The sequence below is a fragment of the Sphingomonas sp. LM7 genome (assembly GCF_002002925.1).
Lineage (GTDB): Bacteria > Pseudomonadota > Alphaproteobacteria > Sphingomonadales > Sphingomonadaceae > Sphingomonas.
The window spans coordinates 155,686-174,848 of sequence record NZ_CP019511.1; the positions used below are offsets into that span (position 1 = coordinate 155,686).

General features: G+C 64.4%; 19 protein-coding genes and 1 tRNA gene. 7 read left to right on the plus strand and 13 right to left on the minus strand.

What is annotated here, in order from left to right; all coding sequences use genetic code 11:
• Window positions 1-253 precede the first annotated feature (253 nt).
• The 4 genes from BXU08_RS00615 to rplK form a co-directional block, all read right to left on the minus strand.
• Entirely contained in the window at window positions 254-1,057 is an 804-nt protein-coding gene (locus BXU08_RS00615; protein ID WP_077507609.1) for a DUF1206 domain-containing protein, read from the minus strand.
• Window positions 1,058-1,151: 94 nt separating this feature from the next.
• The gene (locus tag BXU08_RS00620; RefSeq protein WP_077507612.1) at window positions 1,152-1,817 is read right to left on the minus strand and encodes a PilZ domain-containing protein; all 666 of its coding nucleotides are present in this window, start codon (window positions 1,815-1,817) and stop codon (window positions 1,152-1,154) included.
• A gap of 155 nt (window positions 1,818-1,972) precedes the next feature.
• Window positions 1,973-2,665, minus strand: a complete 693-nt coding sequence (rplA, locus tag BXU08_RS00625) for a 50S ribosomal protein L1 (RefSeq protein WP_077507615.1) — start codon at window positions 2,663-2,665, stop codon at window positions 1,973-1,975.
• Between the two features lie 4 nt (window positions 2,666-2,669).
• A complete protein-coding gene (rplK, locus tag BXU08_RS00630; protein WP_077507618.1) occupies window positions 2,670-3,101 on the minus strand; it encodes a 50S ribosomal protein L11 in 432 nt (143 codons plus the stop codon).
• A gap of 256 nt (window positions 3,102-3,357) precedes the next feature.
• Between rplK and BXU08_RS00635 the strand changes: the two genes are divergently transcribed.
• A complete protein-coding gene (locus BXU08_RS00635; protein WP_077507620.1) occupies window positions 3,358-3,600 on the plus strand; it encodes a hypothetical protein in 243 nt (80 codons plus the stop codon).
• Between the two features lie 46 nt (window positions 3,601-3,646).
• Window positions 3,647-3,916, plus strand: a complete 270-nt coding sequence (locus BXU08_RS00640) for a hypothetical protein (RefSeq protein WP_150125363.1) — start codon at window positions 3,647-3,649, stop codon at window positions 3,914-3,916.
• Window positions 3,917-4,095: 179 nt separating this feature from the next.
• On the opposite strand, the gene BXU08_RS20430 is transcribed toward BXU08_RS00640, so the two are convergent.
• The 5 genes from BXU08_RS20430 to BXU08_RS00665 form a co-directional block, all read right to left on the minus strand.
• A complete protein-coding gene (locus tag BXU08_RS20430) occupies window positions 4,096-7,122 on the minus strand; it encodes a calcium-binding protein (RefSeq protein ID WP_077507626.1) in 3,027 nt (1,008 codons plus the stop codon).
• Window positions 7,123-7,315: 193 nt separating this feature from the next.
• Entirely contained in the window at window positions 7,316-7,855 is a 540-nt protein-coding gene (gene nusG, locus BXU08_RS00650) for a transcription termination/antitermination protein NusG (RefSeq protein WP_077507629.1), read from the minus strand.
• A gap of 13 nt (window positions 7,856-7,868) precedes the next feature.
• The gene (secE, locus tag BXU08_RS00655; RefSeq protein ID WP_077507632.1) at window positions 7,869-8,066 is read right to left on the minus strand and encodes a preprotein translocase subunit SecE; all 198 of its coding nucleotides are present in this window, start codon (window positions 8,064-8,066) and stop codon (window positions 7,869-7,871) included.
• A gap of 256 nt (window positions 8,067-8,322) precedes the next feature.
• On the minus strand, window positions 8,323-8,574 hold the full coding sequence (locus tag BXU08_RS00660) for a hypothetical protein (RefSeq protein ID WP_077507635.1): 252 nt from the start codon (window positions 8,572-8,574) through the stop codon (window positions 8,323-8,325).
• Window positions 8,575-8,669: 95 nt separating this feature from the next.
• Window positions 8,670-9,248, minus strand: coding sequence for a YqaA family protein (locus BXU08_RS00665; protein WP_077507638.1), 579 nt, complete (start codon window positions 9,246-9,248; stop codon window positions 8,670-8,672).
• Window positions 9,249-9,388: 140 nt separating this feature from the next.
• Between BXU08_RS00665 and BXU08_RS00670 the strand changes: the two genes are divergently transcribed.
• Together BXU08_RS00670 and BXU08_RS00675 are read left to right on the plus strand one after the other, a co-directional pair.
• Window positions 9,389-9,685, plus strand: coding sequence for an autorepressor SdpR family transcription factor (locus BXU08_RS00670; RefSeq protein ID WP_077507641.1), 297 nt, complete (start codon window positions 9,389-9,391; stop codon window positions 9,683-9,685).
• Complete coding sequence (locus tag BXU08_RS00675; protein ID WP_077507644.1) at window positions 9,682-10,056, plus strand: ammonium transporter; 375 nt, start codon at window positions 9,682-9,684, stop codon at window positions 10,054-10,056. Before BXU08_RS00670 ends, BXU08_RS00675 begins: the two co-directional genes overlap by 4 nt.
• Window positions 10,057-10,140: 84 nt before the next feature.
• On the opposite strand, the gene BXU08_RS00680 is transcribed toward BXU08_RS00675, so the two are convergent.
• The 3 genes from BXU08_RS00680 to BXU08_RS00690 all read right to left on the minus strand — a co-directional run bounded on the left by BXU08_RS00680 (window position 10,141) and on the right by BXU08_RS00690 (window position 13,845).
• Window positions 10,141-11,196: a matrixin family metalloprotease gene (locus tag BXU08_RS00680; protein WP_077507653.1), complete on the minus strand. Its 1,056-nt coding sequence runs from the start codon at window positions 11,194-11,196 to the stop codon at window positions 10,141-10,143.
• Window positions 11,197-11,609: 413 nt separating this feature from the next.
• Window positions 11,610-12,236 carry a nucleotide synthetase gene (locus BXU08_RS00685; RefSeq protein WP_077507656.1) on the minus strand — a complete coding sequence of 209 codons (627 nt, stop codon included), beginning with the start codon at window positions 12,234-12,236 and terminating at the stop codon, window positions 11,610-11,612.
• Window positions 12,172-13,845, minus strand: a complete 1,674-nt coding sequence (locus BXU08_RS00690) for a toll/interleukin-1 receptor domain-containing protein (protein WP_077507658.1) — start codon at window positions 13,843-13,845, stop codon at window positions 12,172-12,174. The genes BXU08_RS00685 and BXU08_RS00690 overlap by 65 nt, the downstream gene beginning before the upstream one ends.
• Before the next feature lie 203 nt (window positions 13,846-14,048).
• On the opposite strand from BXU08_RS00690, the gene BXU08_RS00695 reads away from it, so the two are divergent.
• From BXU08_RS00695 to BXU08_RS00705, 3 genes are all read left to right on the plus strand, one after another.
• The gene (locus BXU08_RS00695) at window positions 14,049-15,374 is read left to right on the plus strand and encodes a S8/S53 family peptidase (protein ID WP_171982368.1); all 1,326 of its coding nucleotides are present in this window, start codon (window positions 14,049-14,051) and stop codon (window positions 15,372-15,374) included.
• 172 nt (window positions 15,375-15,546) lie between these two features.
• A tRNA-Trp gene (locus BXU08_RS00700) sits at window positions 15,547-15,623 on the plus strand.
• A 158-nt stretch (window positions 15,624-15,781) separates the two neighbouring features.
• Window positions 15,782-16,729 (plus strand): hypothetical protein, encoded by a 948-nt coding sequence (locus BXU08_RS00705; protein ID WP_171982369.1) that lies wholly within the window; start codon window positions 15,782-15,784, stop codon window positions 16,727-16,729.
• Between the two features lie 52 nt (window positions 16,730-16,781).
• On the opposite strand, the gene BXU08_RS00710 is transcribed toward BXU08_RS00705, so the two are convergent.
• On the minus strand, window positions 16,782-19,139 hold the full coding sequence (locus tag BXU08_RS00710) for a bifunctional diguanylate cyclase/phosphodiesterase (RefSeq protein WP_077507666.1): 2,358 nt from the start codon (window positions 19,137-19,139) through the stop codon (window positions 16,782-16,784).
• Between the last annotated feature and the right edge of the window lie 24 nt (window positions 19,140-19,163).

Sequence of the window (19,163 nt, forward strand, 5' to 3'; positions counted from 1 at the left end):
CGGCGCGAGCGGATTAGCTTTGAGCCTTCGCCAGGAGACGCTTGATGTTTTCCATTTGGACATATTTGGCCGTTGCTATGGCCATTGCGCTGATTGCGTTCGGGATTGGGCAGATGGTGCCCGGACTGGGCGTGGCATTTGTGGCGCTGGCTACTACTCTATGGACCGCATATTCGGTCCATCGGCAACGTCGGCTCAACCACAGCTGATCGACGTCACGCCGAAGCGCAGGCACTCGCTCCCGCTGCGTTTCCTATTGTCCGATCCGCACCCGGCGAAACCGCGCCTCGATCAGGCTGTACACGCCGAACAGCATAAGCCCCGCGGCAACGATCCCCAGCAGTACCGGCCCAAGGGGCCCGTCGCGCAGCGTCCGCAGCGCCTGGCCCATGCCGCCGGCTTCCTCGGCCCGGGCGTGCCAGGCGGCGGCGAGTAGCGCCCAGCCGGTCAGCGCGAACACCAGCGCCCGCGCCGCATAGCCGATCTGCCCGACCAGACAGACATAGCGCGGTACCGGCACGTCGCTGTTCAATTCGCTGGCAAACTTGTTGCGATAGGCCTTCCACGCCTGTGCGCCTGCGCCACCCACCAGCAGCAGCCCGATCCCGCCGAGCAACCACACGCCGCCCGGCTGCGCCATCAGCCAGCCCGACCAGTCCTGCGCGCGTTCATCGCCGGGGCTGGTCTCCGGCCGCACGAGGCGCAGCGCCAGCTTGCCTGCATATACTGCGAGCAGGGTATGGACGAACGCGCTCCAGCCGAAGCCGGCGCGCTCGGCGATCGCCTTGGGCGAAGTGCCGCGCCGCTCGGGATCGAACACCGCTTCGCTGAACCGCCACAGCGCATATCCCAGCAGCCCCAGCGTCACGATGCCTAGCAGCACTTGGCCGAGCGGCTGGTGGAGCAGCGATCCCATCGCTTCCTGATTGTCTGCGGGGGCATCGCCGCGCCGCGCCGCATCTATCGCGAACCAGCCGACCAGCAGATAGACCAGTCCCCGCGCGGCGAAACCCAGCCGCGCGATCAGCGTGGCGGCCCGATGCGTCCTGTCCTTCATGCGGCTGCTCGTGACTCGACTGTGCGCATCGTCTTCCCCTGTCGGCCGATGGGCCGGCAGTCGTAACGGAGCAGGCCGGCTTCGGTTGCCGGCGTCAGAGACCGGGCGTGCGCAACAGCCGTTCGCGCAGGTCCTGCATCGCAATGGCTTCGGCGGCGCTGATCCGGTCGGGCGCGCCGAGCACCGCGCCTAGATGCTCGAGGATCTGGCTGGCGCGATCGAGGTTTTGGAGGACGCGCAAATGCCGCTTCAGCATCTCGGGATCCTCGATCAGCGCCTCGCCCAGCGTGTCGATCAGCCGCTGGACGTGGACGATCTCGTCGGAAAGGCGCTGGTCGAGTTCGCCGGAGACCAGCACGGGGGCTGCGGCCGGCACGGGCTCTGCGGGCAGCACAGCGCCGTTGCGTACTGCGGTCTGGATGGCGTCCACCCGCGCCTGGCCCAGCTTGCCTTCGAAGCTGGGCGGGCGTTTGCCGGTCACCCATTCGTCCACCGACGCGGCGACATTGTCGAAATGGACGCCGCAGCGCCCACCCTGGCGCCAGACGACCGTCGCCGCGACCTGGATTTCCGCGCGAAACAACACCAGCGACGCGCCCGGATCGGGAAGCACCGTGCCGTCCAGCATCGCGCCGGTCTCGGAAAGATTGCGGATGCGCACCGCGACGCGCGTTCCGGCGGACTCGATCGTCGCCGAGAGCATCAGGTTCTTGCGCGGCGGTCGCGCCCGGACGCCGCCCTGTGCGTCCTCACTGGTCATCGCGGGCCTTCATCGGCGACGGGATAGGATGATTATCGGAGGAGCGCCATTCCGGAAATCCACGCGAGTCCCGGTGTTGCACGCCGCGATCGGTGCCCACGCAAAAGGGGCCGGAATTGCTTCCGGCCCCTTTCGTTAGTCCATGTCCGCGCAGATCAGACCGTGGCGACTTCCGCTACATCGACCTTGACGCCCGGGCCCATTGACGAGCTCAGCGCCACCTTGCGGAGGTACTTGCCCTTGGCGCCGGCCGGCTTGGCCTTGACCACAGCATCGACCAGCGCGTCGAAGTTCGCGCGGAGGTCTTCCGCCGGGAACGACGCCTTGCCGATGCCAGAATGGATGATGCCAGCCTTCTCGACGCGATACTCGACCTGACCGCCCTTGGCGGCCTTGACGGCCTCGCCGACGTTCATGGTCACGGTGCCGAGCTTCGGGTTCGGCATCAGGCCCTTGGGACCCAGCACCTTGCCGAGACGGCCGACCAAGCCCATCATGTCGGGCGTGGCGATGCAGCGATCGAAGTCGATCTTGCCGCCCTGAATGGCTTCCATCAGATCCTCGGCACCCACCACGTCGGCGCCTGCTGCAGTGGCTTCATCGGCCTTGGCACCGCGGGCGAAGACGCCAACGCGGACGTCCTTGCCGGTGCCCTTGGGCAGGGTGACGACGCCGCGGACCATCTGGTCTGCGTGACGCGGATCAACGCCCAAGTTGAGAGCGATTTCGACAGTCTCGTCGAACTTGCTGGTGGCGTTCGCCTTGACGATGCCGATGGCTTCATCGACGCCGTGGAGCTTGTCGGCTTCGACGGTCCAGGTCTTCTGCTTCTTGGTCAGCTTTGCCATGATCTCAGCCCTCCACCACTTCGAGGCCCATCGCGCGGGCGGAGCCTTCGATAATCTTGGTCGCTGCCTCGATGTCGTTGGCGTTCAGGTCCTTCATCTTGATCGTCGCGATCTCGCTGAGCTGCGAGCGCTTGATCTTGCCGGCAACCGACTTGCCCGGCTCCTTCGAGCCCGACTTGAGGTTGATCGCCTTCTTGATGAGGTAGGTCGCCGGCGGCGTCTTGGTCTCGAACGAGAACGAACGGTCCGCATAGACGGTGATGACGGTGGGAAGGGGGGTGCCCTTTTCCGCGTCGCCGGTCGAGGCGTTGAACGCCTTGCAGAATTCCATGATGTTCACGCCGCGCTGACCCAGCGCAGGGCCGATCGGCGGCGAGGGATTCGCAGCGCCCGCGGGCACCTGCAGCTTGATATAGCCGGTAATCTTCTTTGCCATGTCACTCTCTTTCAGGAGCCGTGGCGGGCTCCGATCAAGTTTAGCGGTTCAGACGGACGCCGAGGCATCCTCCCGCAGGGTTTCCATTGCTATAGCTTTGGAAGCCGGGGCCCCTAGCGCAAAGCCGAGCCCGACGCAACTGGCGAGGCCTCCCATAAGCCACGAAGACGCGGGGGTGGCATTCGTCGGGCGGGCGCGCAGGCGAGCGATACGCGAAATCCTTGGATGAATAGGGGCACCAGTTTAGGTTGACCCTATGCAGCGGCTGCTGTTCCTTGTGCTGTGTCTGACGCTCGCTGCGTGCGACGAGCGCGCCGCCCCGCTTAGCGCCTATCGCCATCCCGAAGATGCAATGGCCAGCGTTCTGCCGCTGGCCTTGGCCGGCGTTTACCCGTGCGCGTCCAGGCAGAAGGAGGATGGTATCGACGTGGTCGCGCGCCTCGCGACCGATCAGTGCTACAAGATGCAGCCTGCCAGACGCGGGCGTCTGGATCGATGAGTTCGAAGGTTCGACGTTCTACGAGGGCATGAAAAACGCAGAGACTGTGAAGGTGAAGATCCTGCGTGATGTGAACACCAAGACATCGCGTTTCGAATGGCTCAGCTGGCCGGACAGCATGGCGCCGGCGCCTTCGCCGAGAAGCCGTATTGTCCTTCTCGACTTCATTGGCCGCCGAACTGCCTATCAAGGTCGTTACGGCCACATGGGTTTGGCGGATAGCGAGGTAATCGTCGACCGATTGATCTCCGCCCGGGAAATCTATCGCTCGAGCACGCCGTACCTCGAGGATGAGCTTCTCGAGCGGAAACGCTAGATGGCCGCAATGGCACCGACGCGGTGCGGCGCTGTCGCCGCGCGGGTCTCCGAACGGGCGGCTTTTTTGCCCAGGGCGGGATAGCGGAATTGCATGCCGGCATGGAGGGCGGGCGTGTCCGTCCGGATAGAACTTCCGCTATCCGGCGTCAGCGGTCATCCGCGTAACGGCTGCACCGCCTAGAAGAAGAAGTCCGTAGCAGCCGGCGCCGAGCCGTTTATCACGATCTCGAAGTCGGCGACGCCGTTGCCGTCCAGGTCGCCATAGATATGGGCGTCGCCGCCGCTCACATGCACGCGCAACTGGCCCGCTACGCCGCTAAAGGCCTCGCTGCCGATGAACGCAAAGGCGTCGTCTCCGGCGGTCCCCGGCCTTGCGTCGATCGCGGACAAGTCGATCTTGTCCAGCCCCGTGGCGAAATCGGCAATCCGGTCGGCCGCGCCGGCGCTGCTATGGGCTGCGGCGGAGAAGCGGAAAACGTCGGCGCCGGCCCCGCCGGTCAGCATGTCCTGGCCTGCGCCACCGTCGATCACGTCGGCGCCATCCAGCCCGTTGAGCGAATCCGTGCCGCCCAGGCCACGCAGCGTATTTGCGCCGTTATTGCCGACGATCGACTGGTCGAGATCGTTTCCGGTCAAGTCGAGCGCATCGGTCTTGCGATAGTCCAGCGTCCCGAGCAGCTCCACGGCGGAGCCGCCAGTCAGCACGAAGCTCGTCTCGGCATAGGCGGCGTCATAGCCCTGGCCGGCGGCCTCTTCCGCGGTGTCGCCCGACGTGACGTAATAGATGTCATCGCCTTCGCCGCCGATCATATAGTCGACGCCGCCTCCACCGATCAGGATGTCGTTGCCTGCCAGGCCGAGTATCGAATCGTCACCTGCGCGCCCGTCGAGGATGTTGTTGCCATTGTTGCCGACGATGTTGTTGTTGAGCTGGTTGCCGCTGAGGCTCATCGTCGTGGTCAGCCGATAGTCGACGGTCGCCAGCATCTCGACTTCGGACGAGGCGACGAGCGTGTAGCTGGTATGGGCGTAGACGGTGTCATAACCCTCGCCCGCGGCCTCTTCGACGGTGTCGAGTCCGTCGACGAAGTACGTGTCGTTGCCCAGGCCGCCGATCAGGAAGTCGGTGCCCGACTGACCATCGATGAAGTCGTTGCCGTCGAGACCGCGGATCGAATCGTCGCCGCCGCCGCCGTACAGCGTGTTGTTGCCGCTGTTAGCGATGATCGCGTTGTTGAATTCGTTGCCGGCGATGCGCAGCGCGTCGGTCAGCCGCCAGTTGGCAGTGCCGACCACCTCGACGCGCGAGCCAGCGGTCAGGTTGAAACTCGCGCTGGTATAGACGGTGTCGAAGCCTTCGCCCGCCCCCTCGAACACCAGATCGTCGCCATCGACGAAATAGGTGTCGTCGCCGGTGCCGCCCCAGAGCTGGTCGAGGCCGCCGCCGCCGGTCAGCGTGTCGTTGCCGGCCATGCCCATCAGCTGGTCGGCGCCGAACGAGCCATAGATGGCGTCGGCGCCGATGCCGCCCGCAACTGCGATCTGCCCCGGCGCAAAGCCCAGGTTGAACAGGTTGAGCTGGCTTGCGGTGACATTCTCGAAGCGACCGAGCAGGCTGAAGAACTTTCCCTCGCCGCGGGAATCGAGCAGCAGCAGCGTATCGTTGCCGCTCTGCGCCAGGCGAAGATACTTGGCCGAGAAGGGGTTCGCCCCGTCGCTCCAATTGTCCGCGATCGCGTACATGAAATAGAATTTCATGGTGTCGCCGGAATTGCCGACGGCGAAATCCTCGACCGTGAAGCTCCTCTCCTGGCCGGTGAAACCGGTGCTGCCGAGGAGGTCGAGCCGGTCGCCACCCGTGCCGAGCGTGATGTTCGTGGTTCCCGAGAACATGACCACCTGAACCATGTCGTCGCCGCTGCCCGCGTCGATCTCGACAGCGAGGCCGCCGTTCGTCGAGATCGCGTCATTTCCGGATCCGCCGACGATCGTTGCCGTACTCAGCTCCATGAGATCTGAGAAATGGAGGAAATCGTCGTCGTCGCCGCCATCGACCTCGATGCCGAGATTGGGAATCGCCGACCAGCTGAGTTCGACCGAGATATGATCGCGTCCGCCTTCGCCGAAAATCTTGTCGACGCCATACTGGCTGATGATCTCATCATCGCCGGTGCCGCCGTAGATCAGGTCGTCGCCCAGATCGCCGACCAGCTTGTCATTGCCGTCGCCGCCTTCGATCCGGTCGTTGCCGGCGCCGCCATAGAGCCAGTCCGCGCCGCCAAGGCCCTGCAGCAAGTCGTTGCCGCTGTTCCCGTTGCGATTGTCCGCCGCGGCGGTGCCCGTGAAGCTGACCACCGCGGCCGCCGACCCGTCCTGACTATATCCGCCGAGATTATGGGCGGTAAGCGTGCTCGCGAGTACGTTTTTCAGGATGATGAAATCGACGAGTCCGCCGCTCTGGGTGAGCCCGTTCGCCTGCAGCACTGCGTCCGCGCCGCGCTGGACCAGGTTCAGCCTGCCGTTGGTGAAGGGATTGGCGTTGGGCGCCAGATTGAATCGCTCCGACAAAAAGGAGGAGAGGGCGAGCGCATCCCCGGCATCGCCGGCGGCAAAATCGGTTATGACGATGGCGGGAATGCTGATTGCCGCGCTGGTCACCACCGAGACTATGTCCGATCCTGCGCCCAGGGCGATTTCATACTGGGTGCCCCAATGCGCCAGCTGGACGAAATCGTCGCCCGTGCCCGCATCGATGGTCACCGCGGCGCCGCCGCTCGTCACGAACCGGTCATTGTCGGCACCGCCGACCATCTCGACTGATCCGCTTCCACTGCCGAACAAGGTGATATTACCGACGAAACGGAGAACGTCTTCGCCGGACCCGCCGTCGAGAAGCGAATGCGTCGCGCTGTTGGGCAATGTGTTGAAATAGATGATCTGGTCGTTGCCGGCGTCGCCGTACAGCTCGTCGCTGCCGCCGACACCTTCCTGATAATATTCGCCCAGGGAATCGTCGCCGTTGCCGCCATGGACGATGTCGTTGCCCGCTTCGCCTTGCAGGTCGTCGGCGCCTTCGCCGCCATTGATCAGGTCGTTGCCGCCTCCGCCGCGAACGATGTCGTTGCCGCCAAGTGCGCTGATGTCGTCGTCGGCTGCTGTCCCGGCTAGGCTATTGTCGAACGTGTTTCCGGTAATGACGGCCATTGTTCCCCCCGCTTCGACGCGGCAACGCAGTTGCGCAACGGAACCGATGGTCGTGGCAATCGATGCGACAGTCAACCGGCCTTGATCGGCTCGCGATGCAGCGCGTGGGACAGGAAAAACCAGAGGGCCAAAGCAAAAGGCCGGAGCTTTCACCCCGGCCTTCCGTATTTCTAGAACCTGGCAACAGGGCCGTTTACTTGACTCGTTCGACGTCCTCGAAGCCGAGCTCCAGCGGTGTGGCGCGGCCGAAGATCGAGATCGAGACCTTGACGCGGCTCTTGTCGAAATCGAGCTCCTCGACGATGCCCGAGAAGGTCGCGAAGTTGCCGCTGGTGACCTTGACCGTGTCGCCGATGTCGTAGTCGACATGGACGCGCGCCTTGGGCGCTGCCGAAGCGGCCTCTTCCTTGGTGTTGAGGATGCGCGCAGCCTCGGCCTCGCTGATCGCCTGGGGCTTGCCCATCGACCCAAGGAAGCCGGTGACCTTGGGAGTGTTCTTGACGAGATGATAGACGTCGTCGTTCATCTCGAGCTTGGCGAGCACATAGCCCGGGAAGAACTTCCGCTCGGACTGGATCTTCTTCCCGCGGCGAACCTCGGTGACGGTCTCGGTCGGGACCTCGACCGATTCGACCAGCTGGTCGAGCCCGAGCCGGGTCGCGTCGGCGAGGATCTGGTCGCGGACCTTGCCCTCGAAACCCGAATAGGCGTGAATGATGTACCAGCGCGCCATGTCTTGTTGTTCCTTACTGCGCGAGACTGAGGAGGGCGCGGACGACCGCATCGAAGAACGAATCGACGCCCAGGAAGAACAGCCCGAGCAGAGTCGCCATGATCAGCACCATGACGCCGGTCATCACGGTCTCCTTGCGCGTCGGCCAGGCGACCTTCTTACGCTCGGCTTCGACCTGGCGCATGAACTCGAGGGGATTGGTCTTCGCCACCGGGGCATCCTCGTCAGAAAAAATTGGCCTTCAGCGGGGCATGGGTCCGCTGCCGCTCCTTCCAGGGGAAGGACCGGCGTGTTCCCATTACGCTGTCGGATTGGGACGGGTATCTAGCGAGGGCAGGGGGCAAAAGCAAGCGGTGCCGCGCCGTTCGACTCCGCGCGCCGCAGCCGCCTGCCTTACCTTCCCAAAAGCATAGGGCGCCCCGGCAGAACCGGAGCGCCCCTCGGCATTTTCAGCACAGTCGCGGTGCTTACGGGCTTTCGGGTTCGTCGTCGCCGCCGAAGACGTTGATGACGCCGGTCACTTCGAGCAGCGCGGCAACGCCGATCAGGCCAAGGATTGCAAACAGCGGACTGCCCGGGAGCAGCTGGCTCTCGCCGGTCGCGGCAGTGGCGGCGCGCGTCTCTGCGACACGCGTGGCCGATGCGGAATCCGCCATCGCGGCAGTCGATCCAAGAACCATCGTGGAAGCGGCCATGACGACCACCAGTTTCTTCAGCATATTACGTCCCCTTCTATTTGCTTCACCAGGCTGGTCGGGTGACCTTTAACCCTCGATGAACCGGATGCCGCGCGCGGAACTGGCTAACCACTGCCTCAGAGCATCGCCACTGCGGCAAAGCCCGTGACGAGCAGGATCAGGAAACCCCAGGCGAACAAATTCAATCGCTTTTCGATGAACGCCTGCACCGGCTCGCCGAACCGCTTGAGCAGCGCGGCGATCAGGAAGAAGCGCGCGGCGCGCGTAATGGTTGCAAGCAGAACGAACAGCGCAAAATTGAAGTGGAACAATCCGCTGGCGATGGTGACCAGCTTGAACGGAATCGGCGTCAGTCCCTTGAGCAGGATGATGGCCGCGCCATATTGTTCATAGCCGTGGCGCAGCGTCTCGATCCGATGCTCCATATGGTAGAGCTGGATCAGCCACTGGCCCACGCTCTCCATCAGATAATAGCCGATCGCATAACCGAAGATGCCGCCGACGATCGAGGCGAGGGTGCACACCGCGGCGATCGTATAGGCCTTGTCGCGCCGTGCGAGCACCATCGGCACCATCATCACGTCTGGCGGGATCGGGAAGAAGCTGCTCTCCGCGAAGGAGACGAGCGCGAGGCTGCGCAGCGCGTGGCGATGGTGCGCCATGCGCAGCACCCAGTCGTACATCGGGCGAAACATGCGGACTCCGGAACTGTTTCGCCGTCCCTGCCGCATTCGCAGTCGCGGCGGAAGCCGGAATGCGCCGGTGCGGGAGATGGCAGCGCCCTTCGCCCGACATTGCGCTTGATACAATTAGACGATTAGCTAAGCATCGTATCATGAGTCATGTCTTCAAAGCGCTGTCCGATCCCACGCGGCGCCGGGTGCTCCAGCTGCTGTGCAAGGGGCCGCTGAGCGCGGGCGAGCTCAGCGGCCAGTTCGACGTCTCCAAGCCGACGATGTCGGCGCACTTCGCGGTGCTGAAGGGGGCCGATCTGGTGCGCACCGAAAAGGCAGGCAAGTCCGTGATCTATCACCTGAAGCTCTCGGTGCTCGAAGAGGCGCTGCTCGGCTTCGTCGATTCATTTGCTCTCGGTGCGGAGGTGCCGGGGGACAAGAAAGAGGCTGCACGATGAACCAGGATCTGATCGGGAGTTTCGTCTGGGCTGGCGGCATCGTAGCCGTGGCGCTGGGCGGCAGCCTCGCGCGGCACCTCGGTTATATCGACAATGAGACGCTCACGCGCGTGGTCATCGGCCTGAATGGGCTGATGATCGCCTGGACCGGCAATCGCATGCCCAAGGCGTTCGTCCCGAGCATCGCCGCGCGCGAGGTCCACCGGATCGGCGGCTGGTCGCTGGTACTAAGCGGGCTCGTCTATGCCGGATTATGGGCCATCGCGCCGATCGACGTCGCCGTGATCGGCGGGTGTGGTGCGATCCTGGCCGGGATCGCGGTGACGATCGGCTATTGCCTGTCGCTGCGTGCAAAGGCGAAATCCGCCTGATCCCGGTCGCTCGCCGAGTGCCGGCGCGCCGGGCGGCATGGTCCTCCTTGAGGAGCAGCCGTCCGGCGACCAGCTCCGTCGCGCTCAGATGATGACCAGCCCCAGATCCTTGCCCTCCTCGGCATAGTGCGTGCGGGCGCGCACGATATAGCGTTCGCCTTTCACGAGCCTGACGGCGATCTTGGCATTGTCCGGGCTGCCCGAATCGTCCTTCGCCGTAACGAAGCGCGGCTCGCCGTCCCGCTCCGTGAAGAGGACCAGCTTGGTATCGGCCTCGCCGATCGAGCGGATCGTATAGTTGCGGGTTTCGGTGGGTTCGAAGACGAAGTTCGACTGCGCTGCCCATTGCGGCGCAAGCCGCTGAAGGTCCATCACGCCGATCGTCGCAGCCGGCCGGAGCTGCGGATAGATTTTGCAGATCGCCGCCTTGTCGGCAGCGGAAAGCTCCGTGTTCTCGGGAATGCCGGTCTGGTTGTAGGGCGGCGGCGCGGCGATCAGTTGCGGCGGAAAGGGATATTGCATGATCGATTGCGGATCCCAGCGCGTCGCCTGGGTATCCTTGCGCTCGAGCTTAGCGAGGATGTTTTGGTAGATCGTCTCGGGATCCCAGTGGTTGGGCGGCCCGCCGAATGTCGAATAGACGAGCGCCTCGTTCCACACGATGCCGGCATTGTAGTTCTGCGCCTCGTGCTCCAGGCCGAGGGCGTGGCCGATCTCGTGCAGGGCCGTGGCGGCACCCCAATCATCGGTCAGGTCCCAACCGAAATTCATCGTTCGGTTGCGGTCGGAATTGCGAAGCGAGTCGATGCCCACGAACGACCATGAGCCTTCACGTTGGTCGAACCCGATGCGGATTTCGGCCTCGCTGGCGTCGTCGGTCTCCTTGAATTCGAGGCCGATCTTTAGGCCCTTCCAGACCGCAAAGGCCTTTCGCACCGCCTGCTTCTGGATGTCGGGCCACTGCCAGCTGTCGTCCGTCAGGAAATGATAGCGAAGCGTGGTGCCGTTCGCCCACTTCTTGCCGAGAAGCCTTATCGAGCTTGCCCGGAACGGCGAGATGCCGAGGGGCAGGGGGATTGGAACGGTCGCGCGCGGCGCACAGAGTGGCCGAACGGTGGGAGTGGGTGCCTGGGTTGCCATGTCGACTCCTGATCTGGACAGCGTTCACGCAACAGCTCGATGGCGCCGGGGTCGGCGTGGTTCGAGGCGGGCCCCGCCATGTCCGTCCGGCCCCGCGCCTCCCGGGCTAGCCGACACCTGCGCGCGACTCGCGTGATGCCCGTCACGCGCTGAAAAGTCGGAGAGTGGGCGGGGTTCGTGCCAACGCCTGGCCGCTCGAGAAGGCGCGCCACGCGCCGCCCTGCGTTGGCATCTAGTCTCTCGATGTTCTTGTGAAAGCACGAGGCTAAGTCTCAAAAATCCCACGTTTTCGCGACCGCATGAGAGGAGCCGCCGTGGAGCAGGGACCCGCTATCGCATTTCGCAAAGAGTCGGTTTGGCGTCGAACCAGAAAGGGAAGGCCGCCCGGGGCCGCGGCCGATCCCGGGCCCGCCTCAGCCGCCGCCCTTGTTCTCGACGTCCGGATCGATCGTGATGGGGAGAATATATTTCCCGTCGAGGCTCGTGAACTCGACGTTGAGGCTGAATCCGTGCCCGACATTTTCGCTCTCGGGATGGGGGGCGAGCGTCGAAAATGAAATCGCGGAGATCGGAATTCCTGGGGGAGGCGAATCGATCACCTCGCCATCCCAGCCATGGCTCTGCATCCCGAAATATTGCTGTCCGAAATCCGCCTTGGTGGTGATCGGATCCATCGTCCGCGAGAATTGCCAGAAATCGCCGATCAGCCGAAGAATGACTCTCGAGGGCGCCTGTACCTCGATATTCAATGGATTGGTTACGTTATCGCCGAGCGCTGAAAAGGCCTCTTCCAGTACGACGCGCCAGTCCTTTTGGCTGTTAGGGATTCCGCGCGGATCGGGCGTAACGCTAACTTCGCTCTGGAACAGCAGATCGATCAGGCCGGTCAGGCCGACGCTGGCGTCTTCCACCGCTCCTTTCGCCACGATGAAATAGGTCTTGGTGAACTCCGGGCTGTATCCGGGCGGTCCGTCCTCAGGCAGCCGATGCTGCTCGAAGAAATCCGGAGGGGGAAGGGTGGTTTCGTCGCTGAAATCCATGATGCGCTCCCGATTGAAGGTGGTTACGCTGTGACAGGGTCGCGCGGATCTTCAGGAGTTCCGCCTTCCATTCCGAATTGTCCGGGTCGAACCGGACCAGTTTGATGAGCTCGGCTTCGACGAACGCGAGCTTTCGCCGCGCCGCGGCGGTGCGGCCGAGCGCCAGTTCCATCGTCGCCACGCCGCGGATCGCCCACAGGCGACTGGCGCGCAGCTTGGCATTTTGTGGGTCTTTCGCGAGCAGGTGCTCGGCGATCGCGTGCTGCTCTTCGCGGTGGGCGAGCGCCGATTCCAGCCGGCCCGCGGCCTGGAGCGCGTCGGCCAGCCAGCCGTGGCGATTGGCCAGGCTGCGAAGGTCCTCCGGCGCATCCGATGCGTGAGTGGCGCGCTTCATATGGTCGAGCGAGACCGAGCAGTGCGACACCGCAAGCCCCGGGCTCACCGGTTTCTGCAGCGCGATCGTGCAGAGATTGCCTTGCGCGAAGCCGGCTTCCTTGCGCCATTCGCGCCGCGATGGATCGATGGCGACGAGCCGCTTGGCCAGCGCGTCGTACCGCTCCCACGCCCGCCTGGCGTTTGCGAAATCGCGCCGTTCGAATGCGTTGTATCCGACCCAATATTCGCTTTGGGCGTGCGCGAAGATGCGCCTGGCGTCATTGGGCGCGGCGGCAAGCAGCGCCTCGGTCGTACGATAGGCTTCGCCGAAGGTCGCGAGAGCTCGATCCGCCATCCCGCGCTTTCCGTCGTCCTCGCCCATGGCGTGCAGCAGCCGGGCGCGCCGCTCAAGTTCGTCGGTACCCAGCGCCGAAAGATCCTGGCCGGCATAATGATCGAATGCGCGCTGGTTGACTTCGCCGAGCACCTTCAGGCGGACTTCTCCGCTCAGCTTCTCGCGCAGATCGGTCAGCATGAATTCCACCAGTCCCTCCGCTTCGGCGCGTTGACGTTCGGCTTCGGCACCCTGGCGCTCGGCTTCCCGCCGCGCGTCGAGGGCGATGATCGTCAGCACCGCCATGACTAGCGTCGCCACAAGCGCCACGAGCGTGACGGCGGTCACGCGGCGAAGCTTTCTTGCCGCGTCGCGCTGGACCAGGGCATCGACGCCGGTGCCGGTCACCCCGGCCACCAGCTTCAGAAAGCCGAGGCTCCGCCCGTCGCCGCCGCGCCGTAGATCCGCCGCGAGCGGCTCGACCGCGGCGCCGTCGCGGCTGGTGTGGAGCGCCGAAGGAAAACAATCTCCGGGCGCACCGTCGAGGAGCACGGCAAGGATCGGACGATTGGGATGCAGCGTTCGAAAGGTCTCGATCTCGCGGCCGACCCATTGCGACGCAGCCGCATCGCGCGAGCACAGCACGATGAGGCAGCTGGATGCCTGCAGCGCGGCGCGCACGGTCGAACTCAGATCGCCGGCCGCGGGCAATTCCTCGCGGTCCCGGAATATCGGAATGAGGCGCGCCGGCACCAGTCCGCGCTCGCCGATCGTTCCGATCAGACGCCGGGGTACACGATATCCTTCGAGCTTGCGGTGCAGCCAGCGCGCCGTCGCGGCGTCGGCGTGGCTATAGCTCAGGAATGCCGCGTACCGTGGCTCCGCCATCGTCATGGCCATCCCCTCCCGTGCCTTGTTTCCCCACCGCGGAGCGTGCCTCAAGCAGGGTCTGGCGACAACGGCTGGTTCGGCCGGAACCGATCGGTTCGAGTGGGGGGACTGGATCGGGCGTGACGAAGATCACGCTCGATGGCCGATCGGCTTGCTATCCCGTCAGGGCTGACGGGTGGCCGCCAGCGGATCAGCTACCCAAGGAGCAGGACATGCAGCTTCCGGTCTTCGTCGAACTGCCGTCGCAGCACGGGTTGAGGAGATCCGCCGCGGCGGCCTTCGCCAATCGGCGCTCGCGCGCGTTGCGGAGCGTGCGTCTGCCCGCCGCGATCACGATCGATCCACGCTTCCCCGCGATCCCCAGCGGCGCAGTAGGGGCTGGCAGCTCGTCGGTCGAAGCGCTTCAAGTGGAGGCGTCCGATCGCTTCCTGGTCCGAGGCTTTGTCGATGTGGAGGATCTGTCGCGCGTTCCCGATAGGGTCGGCGGTCTCGCAATTTATTCGGATCCCCAGATCGGGCCGCTTCTCACCTGCCCGGGCCGGCCGCCGGTCGGCGATACGGACCAGATTGCGGCGAAGCTGAACCTCAAGGCGTTGCGAGACCGGGGCCTGGATGGTTCGAACGTGGCCATCGCGATCCTGGACGGCGGCACCAACCTTCCACATCTGCAAGCGAGGCTCGCCGAAGTGGGGTTCGATGCCGCGAACTCCTGGACGCCTCTGGGATTGGCGGGCCACGCCGGAGCCTTTCCAGTCGATCACGGCACGGCATGCGCCTATGACGCCCTGATCGCGGCACCCAAGGCGACGTTGCTGGACTTTCCCATTCTGGCCGGGGACCTTCGTAGAGGCCGCACCCTGTACCGGGGATTTCTGGCCTATGCCCAGCTGATCGCCTCATGGGCGATCCTCTTCGCGCCCGGCGATCTCCCCAAATATTCGGGTCTCGTCGTCAGCAACAGCTGGGGCGTCCACCATCCGCGTCTCGATTTTTCCAAGGGACATCCCGGACGCTATGTCGACAACCCCGAACACCCCTTCCTGCGCCAGCTCGCCCTGCTGTCCAAATGCGGCGCGGACATCGTCTTCGCCGCCGGGAATTGCGGTGCCGGTTGCGCTTCCGCCTATTGCGAGGGCAGGAGCAAGGGTTCCATCATGGGAGCAAATGCAAGCGGGGATGTGCTCACGGTGGGCGCCTGCGACACCGATGACATGCGCCTGCGCTATTCGTCGCAAGGTCCGTCCATCGCGGGACTGACGCCGCAAAAGCCCGATGTCCTGAGCTACGCGCATTTTCGCGGTTCGGAAGTCACCGGCGTCGACACGCCCGATGCCGGAACCTCGGCCGCCTGTCCGGTCGCCGCAGGCTGCATCGCCGCGCTTCGCAGCAGGATTTCGCCCGCGAAGATTCCGCCGGCCGAGCTTGTCGCCCGCATCCGCGCCACTGCGCGTGCGGGTACGCGATCGCGGGGTTGGAACGCGGACTATGGGTTCGGTATCCTGGACCTGGACGCGCTCGCGATTTCCTGCGGGGTCTAGGTTGAGGTGCACACGATCGGCGGCGTGGTGGAGTCCGCCAAGCCGCTTCTCGTGTACTTCAGGATCGCCTTCCGCATCGGATCACGCAGCGATCACCTCGGCTTTCGAATCGGTGGCCTGGGGGTTCACTCTTGCCCCGTCTGACGCACCACGCTAAAGGCGCGGACCGCACAGGGGCGTAGCTCAGTTGGTTAGAGCGTCGGTCTCCAAAACCGAAGGCCCTCGGTTCGAATCCGAGCGCCCCTGCCATTTCGCACATCTCCGATTTTGTGCCTCCGCCCTTGCGGGCGAGGCCTCTCGCGATCCCATTGGTACTACGCTCACAGTCGAGGTGATGCGGGCCCGCTCGCGCGGGGCGCATTTCAGCTCTATGGTTTCGCGCAACGTGGATCATTTTGGGGGAGTGAATGGGCCTCTATCGCACTGCGCGGCGAATGCATCCTCCCGCACCCCCCAAGTCAAAGATCAGACTCGAGTTGTTGATACCGGCTGCGACAGCGGTAATAACCTTGATACTCGGCGCGGGCCTCAACGCGATCGCATCCAACAGGCTGGAGCGACAGAAATTCCAATTCGAAGTCCTGAAATACACGCTGAATGCGACCAAGGATCCGGTCGAACAGTTGAGAATGCTATGCCGATTTTCGCAGATCGGCTTCATCAGCGATCCCAGCAAAGCTTATCATCGAGCCGAGGTTGACGGTGTTCGAGCTTGCGCGAGCAGCGGCGCGGATCGAGCATTCGTTCCACGACGAGCATATGATCGCCTCGCCCAGGAGATCGGGCGGGCAAACAACTCGGCCGGGTCGATCGCGTTCGAGCAGGGCTTCCTCAAGATAGACGGAGCTCTCGGTGAGATTCGGGCACCAGAAACCAAGCTCATCACTCCAGGGCTGCCAACGCGAATCGAGATAGTCGCGGTCTTCGCGCCTCGCAAAAAATGGGACGACGCCACAATAAAGTCGGTAGCTCGGGCGGCCACCAGCACTGTGCTTGTCCGTCGGGACGGTGCCTATATCCAAGTCGCCAACCTCTATTCAGCGCCGGGCGGCGTCGTTCGAGTCGGCATCGTCAATGCGGGCCCATTGACCTTCGGACTCGAGGGGCGGGGCGGGGGCCTCAAGCTATATGATAGTGGCGGCACGACTATCGAGAGAAGCGAAGGATTCGCTTTCAAGCATGTAGGTGGTTCGACCATCGGGCGGCAGCGTTTTCCGAAGGTGCAGATCGAAGCGGCGCAGCGATTGGTGGATGCAGTCTGCGCTCTAGCGCCGCACGCCCAGGTAGCGGCAGACCGCTATTTGCTGGAAACTCTGGGATTGCAGCAAGATAAGGACCTGCTGCGCCCCTGTTGACTAGGCCGACTGGCGAGCGCCAACCTTTCCATTCGCGATGCGTCCGGAATTCTCATGCGGCGACGCTGCCGCCGATCGTGCGCATCGCCAGCGCGCGCGCTTCGTGGACGGGAAGCGGGCGTCCGAAATAATAGCCCTGGACCTTGGTGCAACCGAGCTGCTGGATCATCTGGTGTTCTTCCTCGGTTTCGACGCCCTCTGCAGTCGTGGCCATGCCGAGGCTGTCGGCAAGCGCCACCACCGCGCGAATGATTGCAATGGCTTCCTTGGTGCCCTTCGACGCGCCTTGGACAAAGCTTCGGTCGATCTTGATCGAACTAAACCGGGTGTGGGCGAGGTAGCCGAGCGACGAGTAGCCGGTCCCGAAATCGTCGAGGCTGAGGTGGACGCCGAGGTCGAGAATCTTCTCGAGCACTTCGATCGCGACTGTGCCCTCTCGCATGAATACGCTCTCGGTCACTTCGAGCTCGAGGCGTGCGGGGGGCAGGCCGGATTGGGCGAGCGCCTGTGCGACGATGCTGACAAAGGCAGGGTTGTGCAGTTGTTCTGGGCTGACGTTGACGGCGATGCGCGCCGGTATGTCCCAACGGGCGGCTTCGTCGCAGGCAGTGCGGAGCACCCATTCGCCAATCGGTGCGATCAAGCGCGCTTCCTCTGCCAGGGGCACGAACTTGGCCGGTGAGATGTTGCCGAATTGCGGATGCGTCCAGCGCAGCAGCGCCTCGAAGCCGGTCAGCTGGCCGGTCGCAGCACTAACCACCGGCTGGTAGTTCAGATGCATCTCGCGATTCTCCACCGCGCTGCGCAGCGCGATTTCGAGCACGCGCCGTTCCTCGGCGGCGACATGCAACTGCGGCTCGTAGGCGTGGAAGACGCCGCCGCCGGCATCCTTCGAACGATAGAGCGCGAGGTCTGCCGAGCGAATCAACATTTCAGCAGTGCGCCCGTCGCGCGGGCCGACCGCTAGGCCGACCGAAGCGCCGATATACAGCGTGTGCTGGTCCACCTCATAGGGCTGGGAGAGTGCATCGATGATCGTCTGGGCGAGCTGTTCGGTCCGCTGGGTGTCGGTCGCGTCGCGCACGACCACCGCGAACTCGTCGCCGCCGAGCCGGCCGATCATCTCGTTCTCGGTCATCAGCAGCATGAGCCGTTCGGAAACGCGGCCGAGCAGACGGTCGCCGACCGGATGGCCCAGCGTATCGTTGACTGCCTTGAAGCGATCGAGATCAATCATCATGAATGCGCAACGCGAGCCCCATTTGTCCGCGTCGGCCATTGCGCGCGCGAGGGTCTCGTTGATCAGCAGGCGGTTGGGCAACCCGGTCAGCGTGTCGAAGCGCGCCATCTGGTTGATCTTGTCCGCCGATTTGCGCGCTTCGGTCACGTCCGAACCGACACCGCGGAAGCCGATGAACGCGCCGCGCTCGTCATAGCGGGGGCTGGCGGACATCTCCCACCAGCGCTCGTCATGATTGACGATGACCGGCAGCAGCAAATCGCGGAACGCTTCGCGCGCCTTGAGACGCTCGGCAAGATTGCGCAGCCCGGGTGCGAAATTGCCGTCTTCCCATGTTGGGCCGGCGAGGAGTTGCAGGAACGGCGTCCCGTTGATCCTCTTGGGATCGGCGCCCAGCGACACAGCGAAACGCGGATTTGCGCGAGCAACGCGGCGTTGCGCATCGATTTCCCACAGCCAGTCGGAGCCCGAATCCTCAAACTCGCGCAACAACAGGCTGACCGTCTCGTCGCGCTCGGCGAGCGCCATCTCATTGGCGCGGATGACGACCAGCGCGCGGCCGCGGCCAAGGGTCGCGATCACCAGAAGCGCAGTGAACAGGCCGGTGCTTGCCGCGAGCACGGGCGGGCCGGAGAGCGCGAGCATCGTCGACATCGCCGCGCCGACGATCGTCACAAAGGCAATGGTCGCCAGCGGCAGCGCCGCCATGGCCACCGCCGACGCGGTCATTAGCAGCGACAGGATGACCCACAGGCCAAGCGCCGAACTGGCATCGGTGGCCGCGCCGAACGCCAGGGGCGGGATCGACCAGACGGCGCCGAGCGAAATGCCGTCGAGCATCGTGTCGCGGACGTCCTTGAGTGGCGCAGTGACAGCGACTCGGTGGCGCTTCGAAAGCCGGCGGAACGCGACTGCGCATGCGACGGCGGCGACAAGCGCGCCCCAGCTGGCGAGCTGCCAGAGCGGCACCGCCGGCGCGAGGAGCATCGTGACGAGCGAGGCGCCGACGACATTGGCGGTGAGCATGAACAATGCCAGCTGGCTGCCGGCATGCAGCTGCGCGGCGCGAATCGGGCCCCAGTCGATGCCGTCCGCCGGATCGTAGAGGCCAAGAAGCGCGCGCGCGTCGATGCGCGGCCTGGCAAATTGGGAAATCGTCTGGCTGGTCACCCCGACGGGATAGCCGAAGGGAGG

Excerpts from the sequence above, each read along its gene's own strand:
- BXU08_RS00615 (WP_077507609.1), bottom strand. The coding sequence starts at position 1,057 with ATGAAGGACAGGACGCATCGGGCCGCCACGCTGATCGCGCGGCTGGGT.
- BXU08_RS00620 (WP_077507612.1), bottom strand. The coding sequence starts at position 1,817 with ATGACCAGTGAGGACGCACAGGGCGGCGTCCGGGCGCGACCGCCGCGC.
- rplA (WP_077507615.1), bottom strand. The coding sequence starts at position 2,665 with ATGGCAAAGCTGACCAAGAAGCAGAAGACCTGGACCGTCGAAGCCGAC.
- rplK (WP_077507618.1), bottom strand. The coding sequence starts at position 3,101 with ATGGCAAAGAAGATTACCGGCTATATCAAGCTGCAGGTGCCCGCGGGC.
- BXU08_RS00635 (WP_077507620.1), top strand. The coding sequence starts at position 3,358 with ATGCAGCGGCTGCTGTTCCTTGTGCTGTGTCTGACGCTCGCTGCGTGC.
- BXU08_RS20430 (WP_077507626.1), bottom strand. The coding sequence starts at position 7,122 with ATGGCCGTCATTACCGGAAACACGTTCGACAATAGCCTAGCCGGGACA.
- nusG (WP_077507629.1), bottom strand. The coding sequence starts at position 7,855 with ATGGCGCGCTGGTACATCATTCACGCCTATTCGGGTTTCGAGGGCAAG.
- BXU08_RS00660 (WP_077507635.1), bottom strand. The coding sequence starts at position 8,574 with ATGCTGAAGAAACTGGTGGTCGTCATGGCCGCTTCCACGATGGTTCTT.
- BXU08_RS00665 (WP_077507638.1), bottom strand. The coding sequence starts at position 9,248 with ATGTTTCGCCCGATGTACGACTGGGTGCTGCGCATGGCGCACCATCGC.
- BXU08_RS00670 (WP_077507641.1), top strand. The coding sequence starts at position 9,389 with ATGAGTCATGTCTTCAAAGCGCTGTCCGATCCCACGCGGCGCCGGGTG.
- BXU08_RS00675 (WP_077507644.1), top strand. The coding sequence starts at position 9,682 with ATGAACCAGGATCTGATCGGGAGTTTCGTCTGGGCTGGCGGCATCGTA.
- BXU08_RS00680 (WP_077507653.1), bottom strand. The coding sequence starts at position 11,196 with ATGGCAACCCAGGCACCCACTCCCACCGTTCGGCCACTCTGTGCGCCG.
- BXU08_RS00685 (WP_077507656.1), bottom strand. The coding sequence starts at position 12,236 with ATGGATTTCAGCGACGAAACCACCCTTCCCCCTCCGGATTTCTTCGAG.
- BXU08_RS00690 (WP_077507658.1), bottom strand. The coding sequence starts at position 13,845 with ATGGCCATGACGATGGCGGAGCCACGGTACGCGGCATTCCTGAGCTAT.
- BXU08_RS00695 (WP_171982368.1), top strand. The coding sequence starts at position 14,049 with ATGCAGCTTCCGGTCTTCGTCGAACTGCCGTCGCAGCACGGGTTGAGG.
- BXU08_RS00705 (WP_171982369.1), top strand. The coding sequence starts at position 15,782 with ATGGGCCTCTATCGCACTGCGCGGCGAATGCATCCTCCCGCACCCCCC.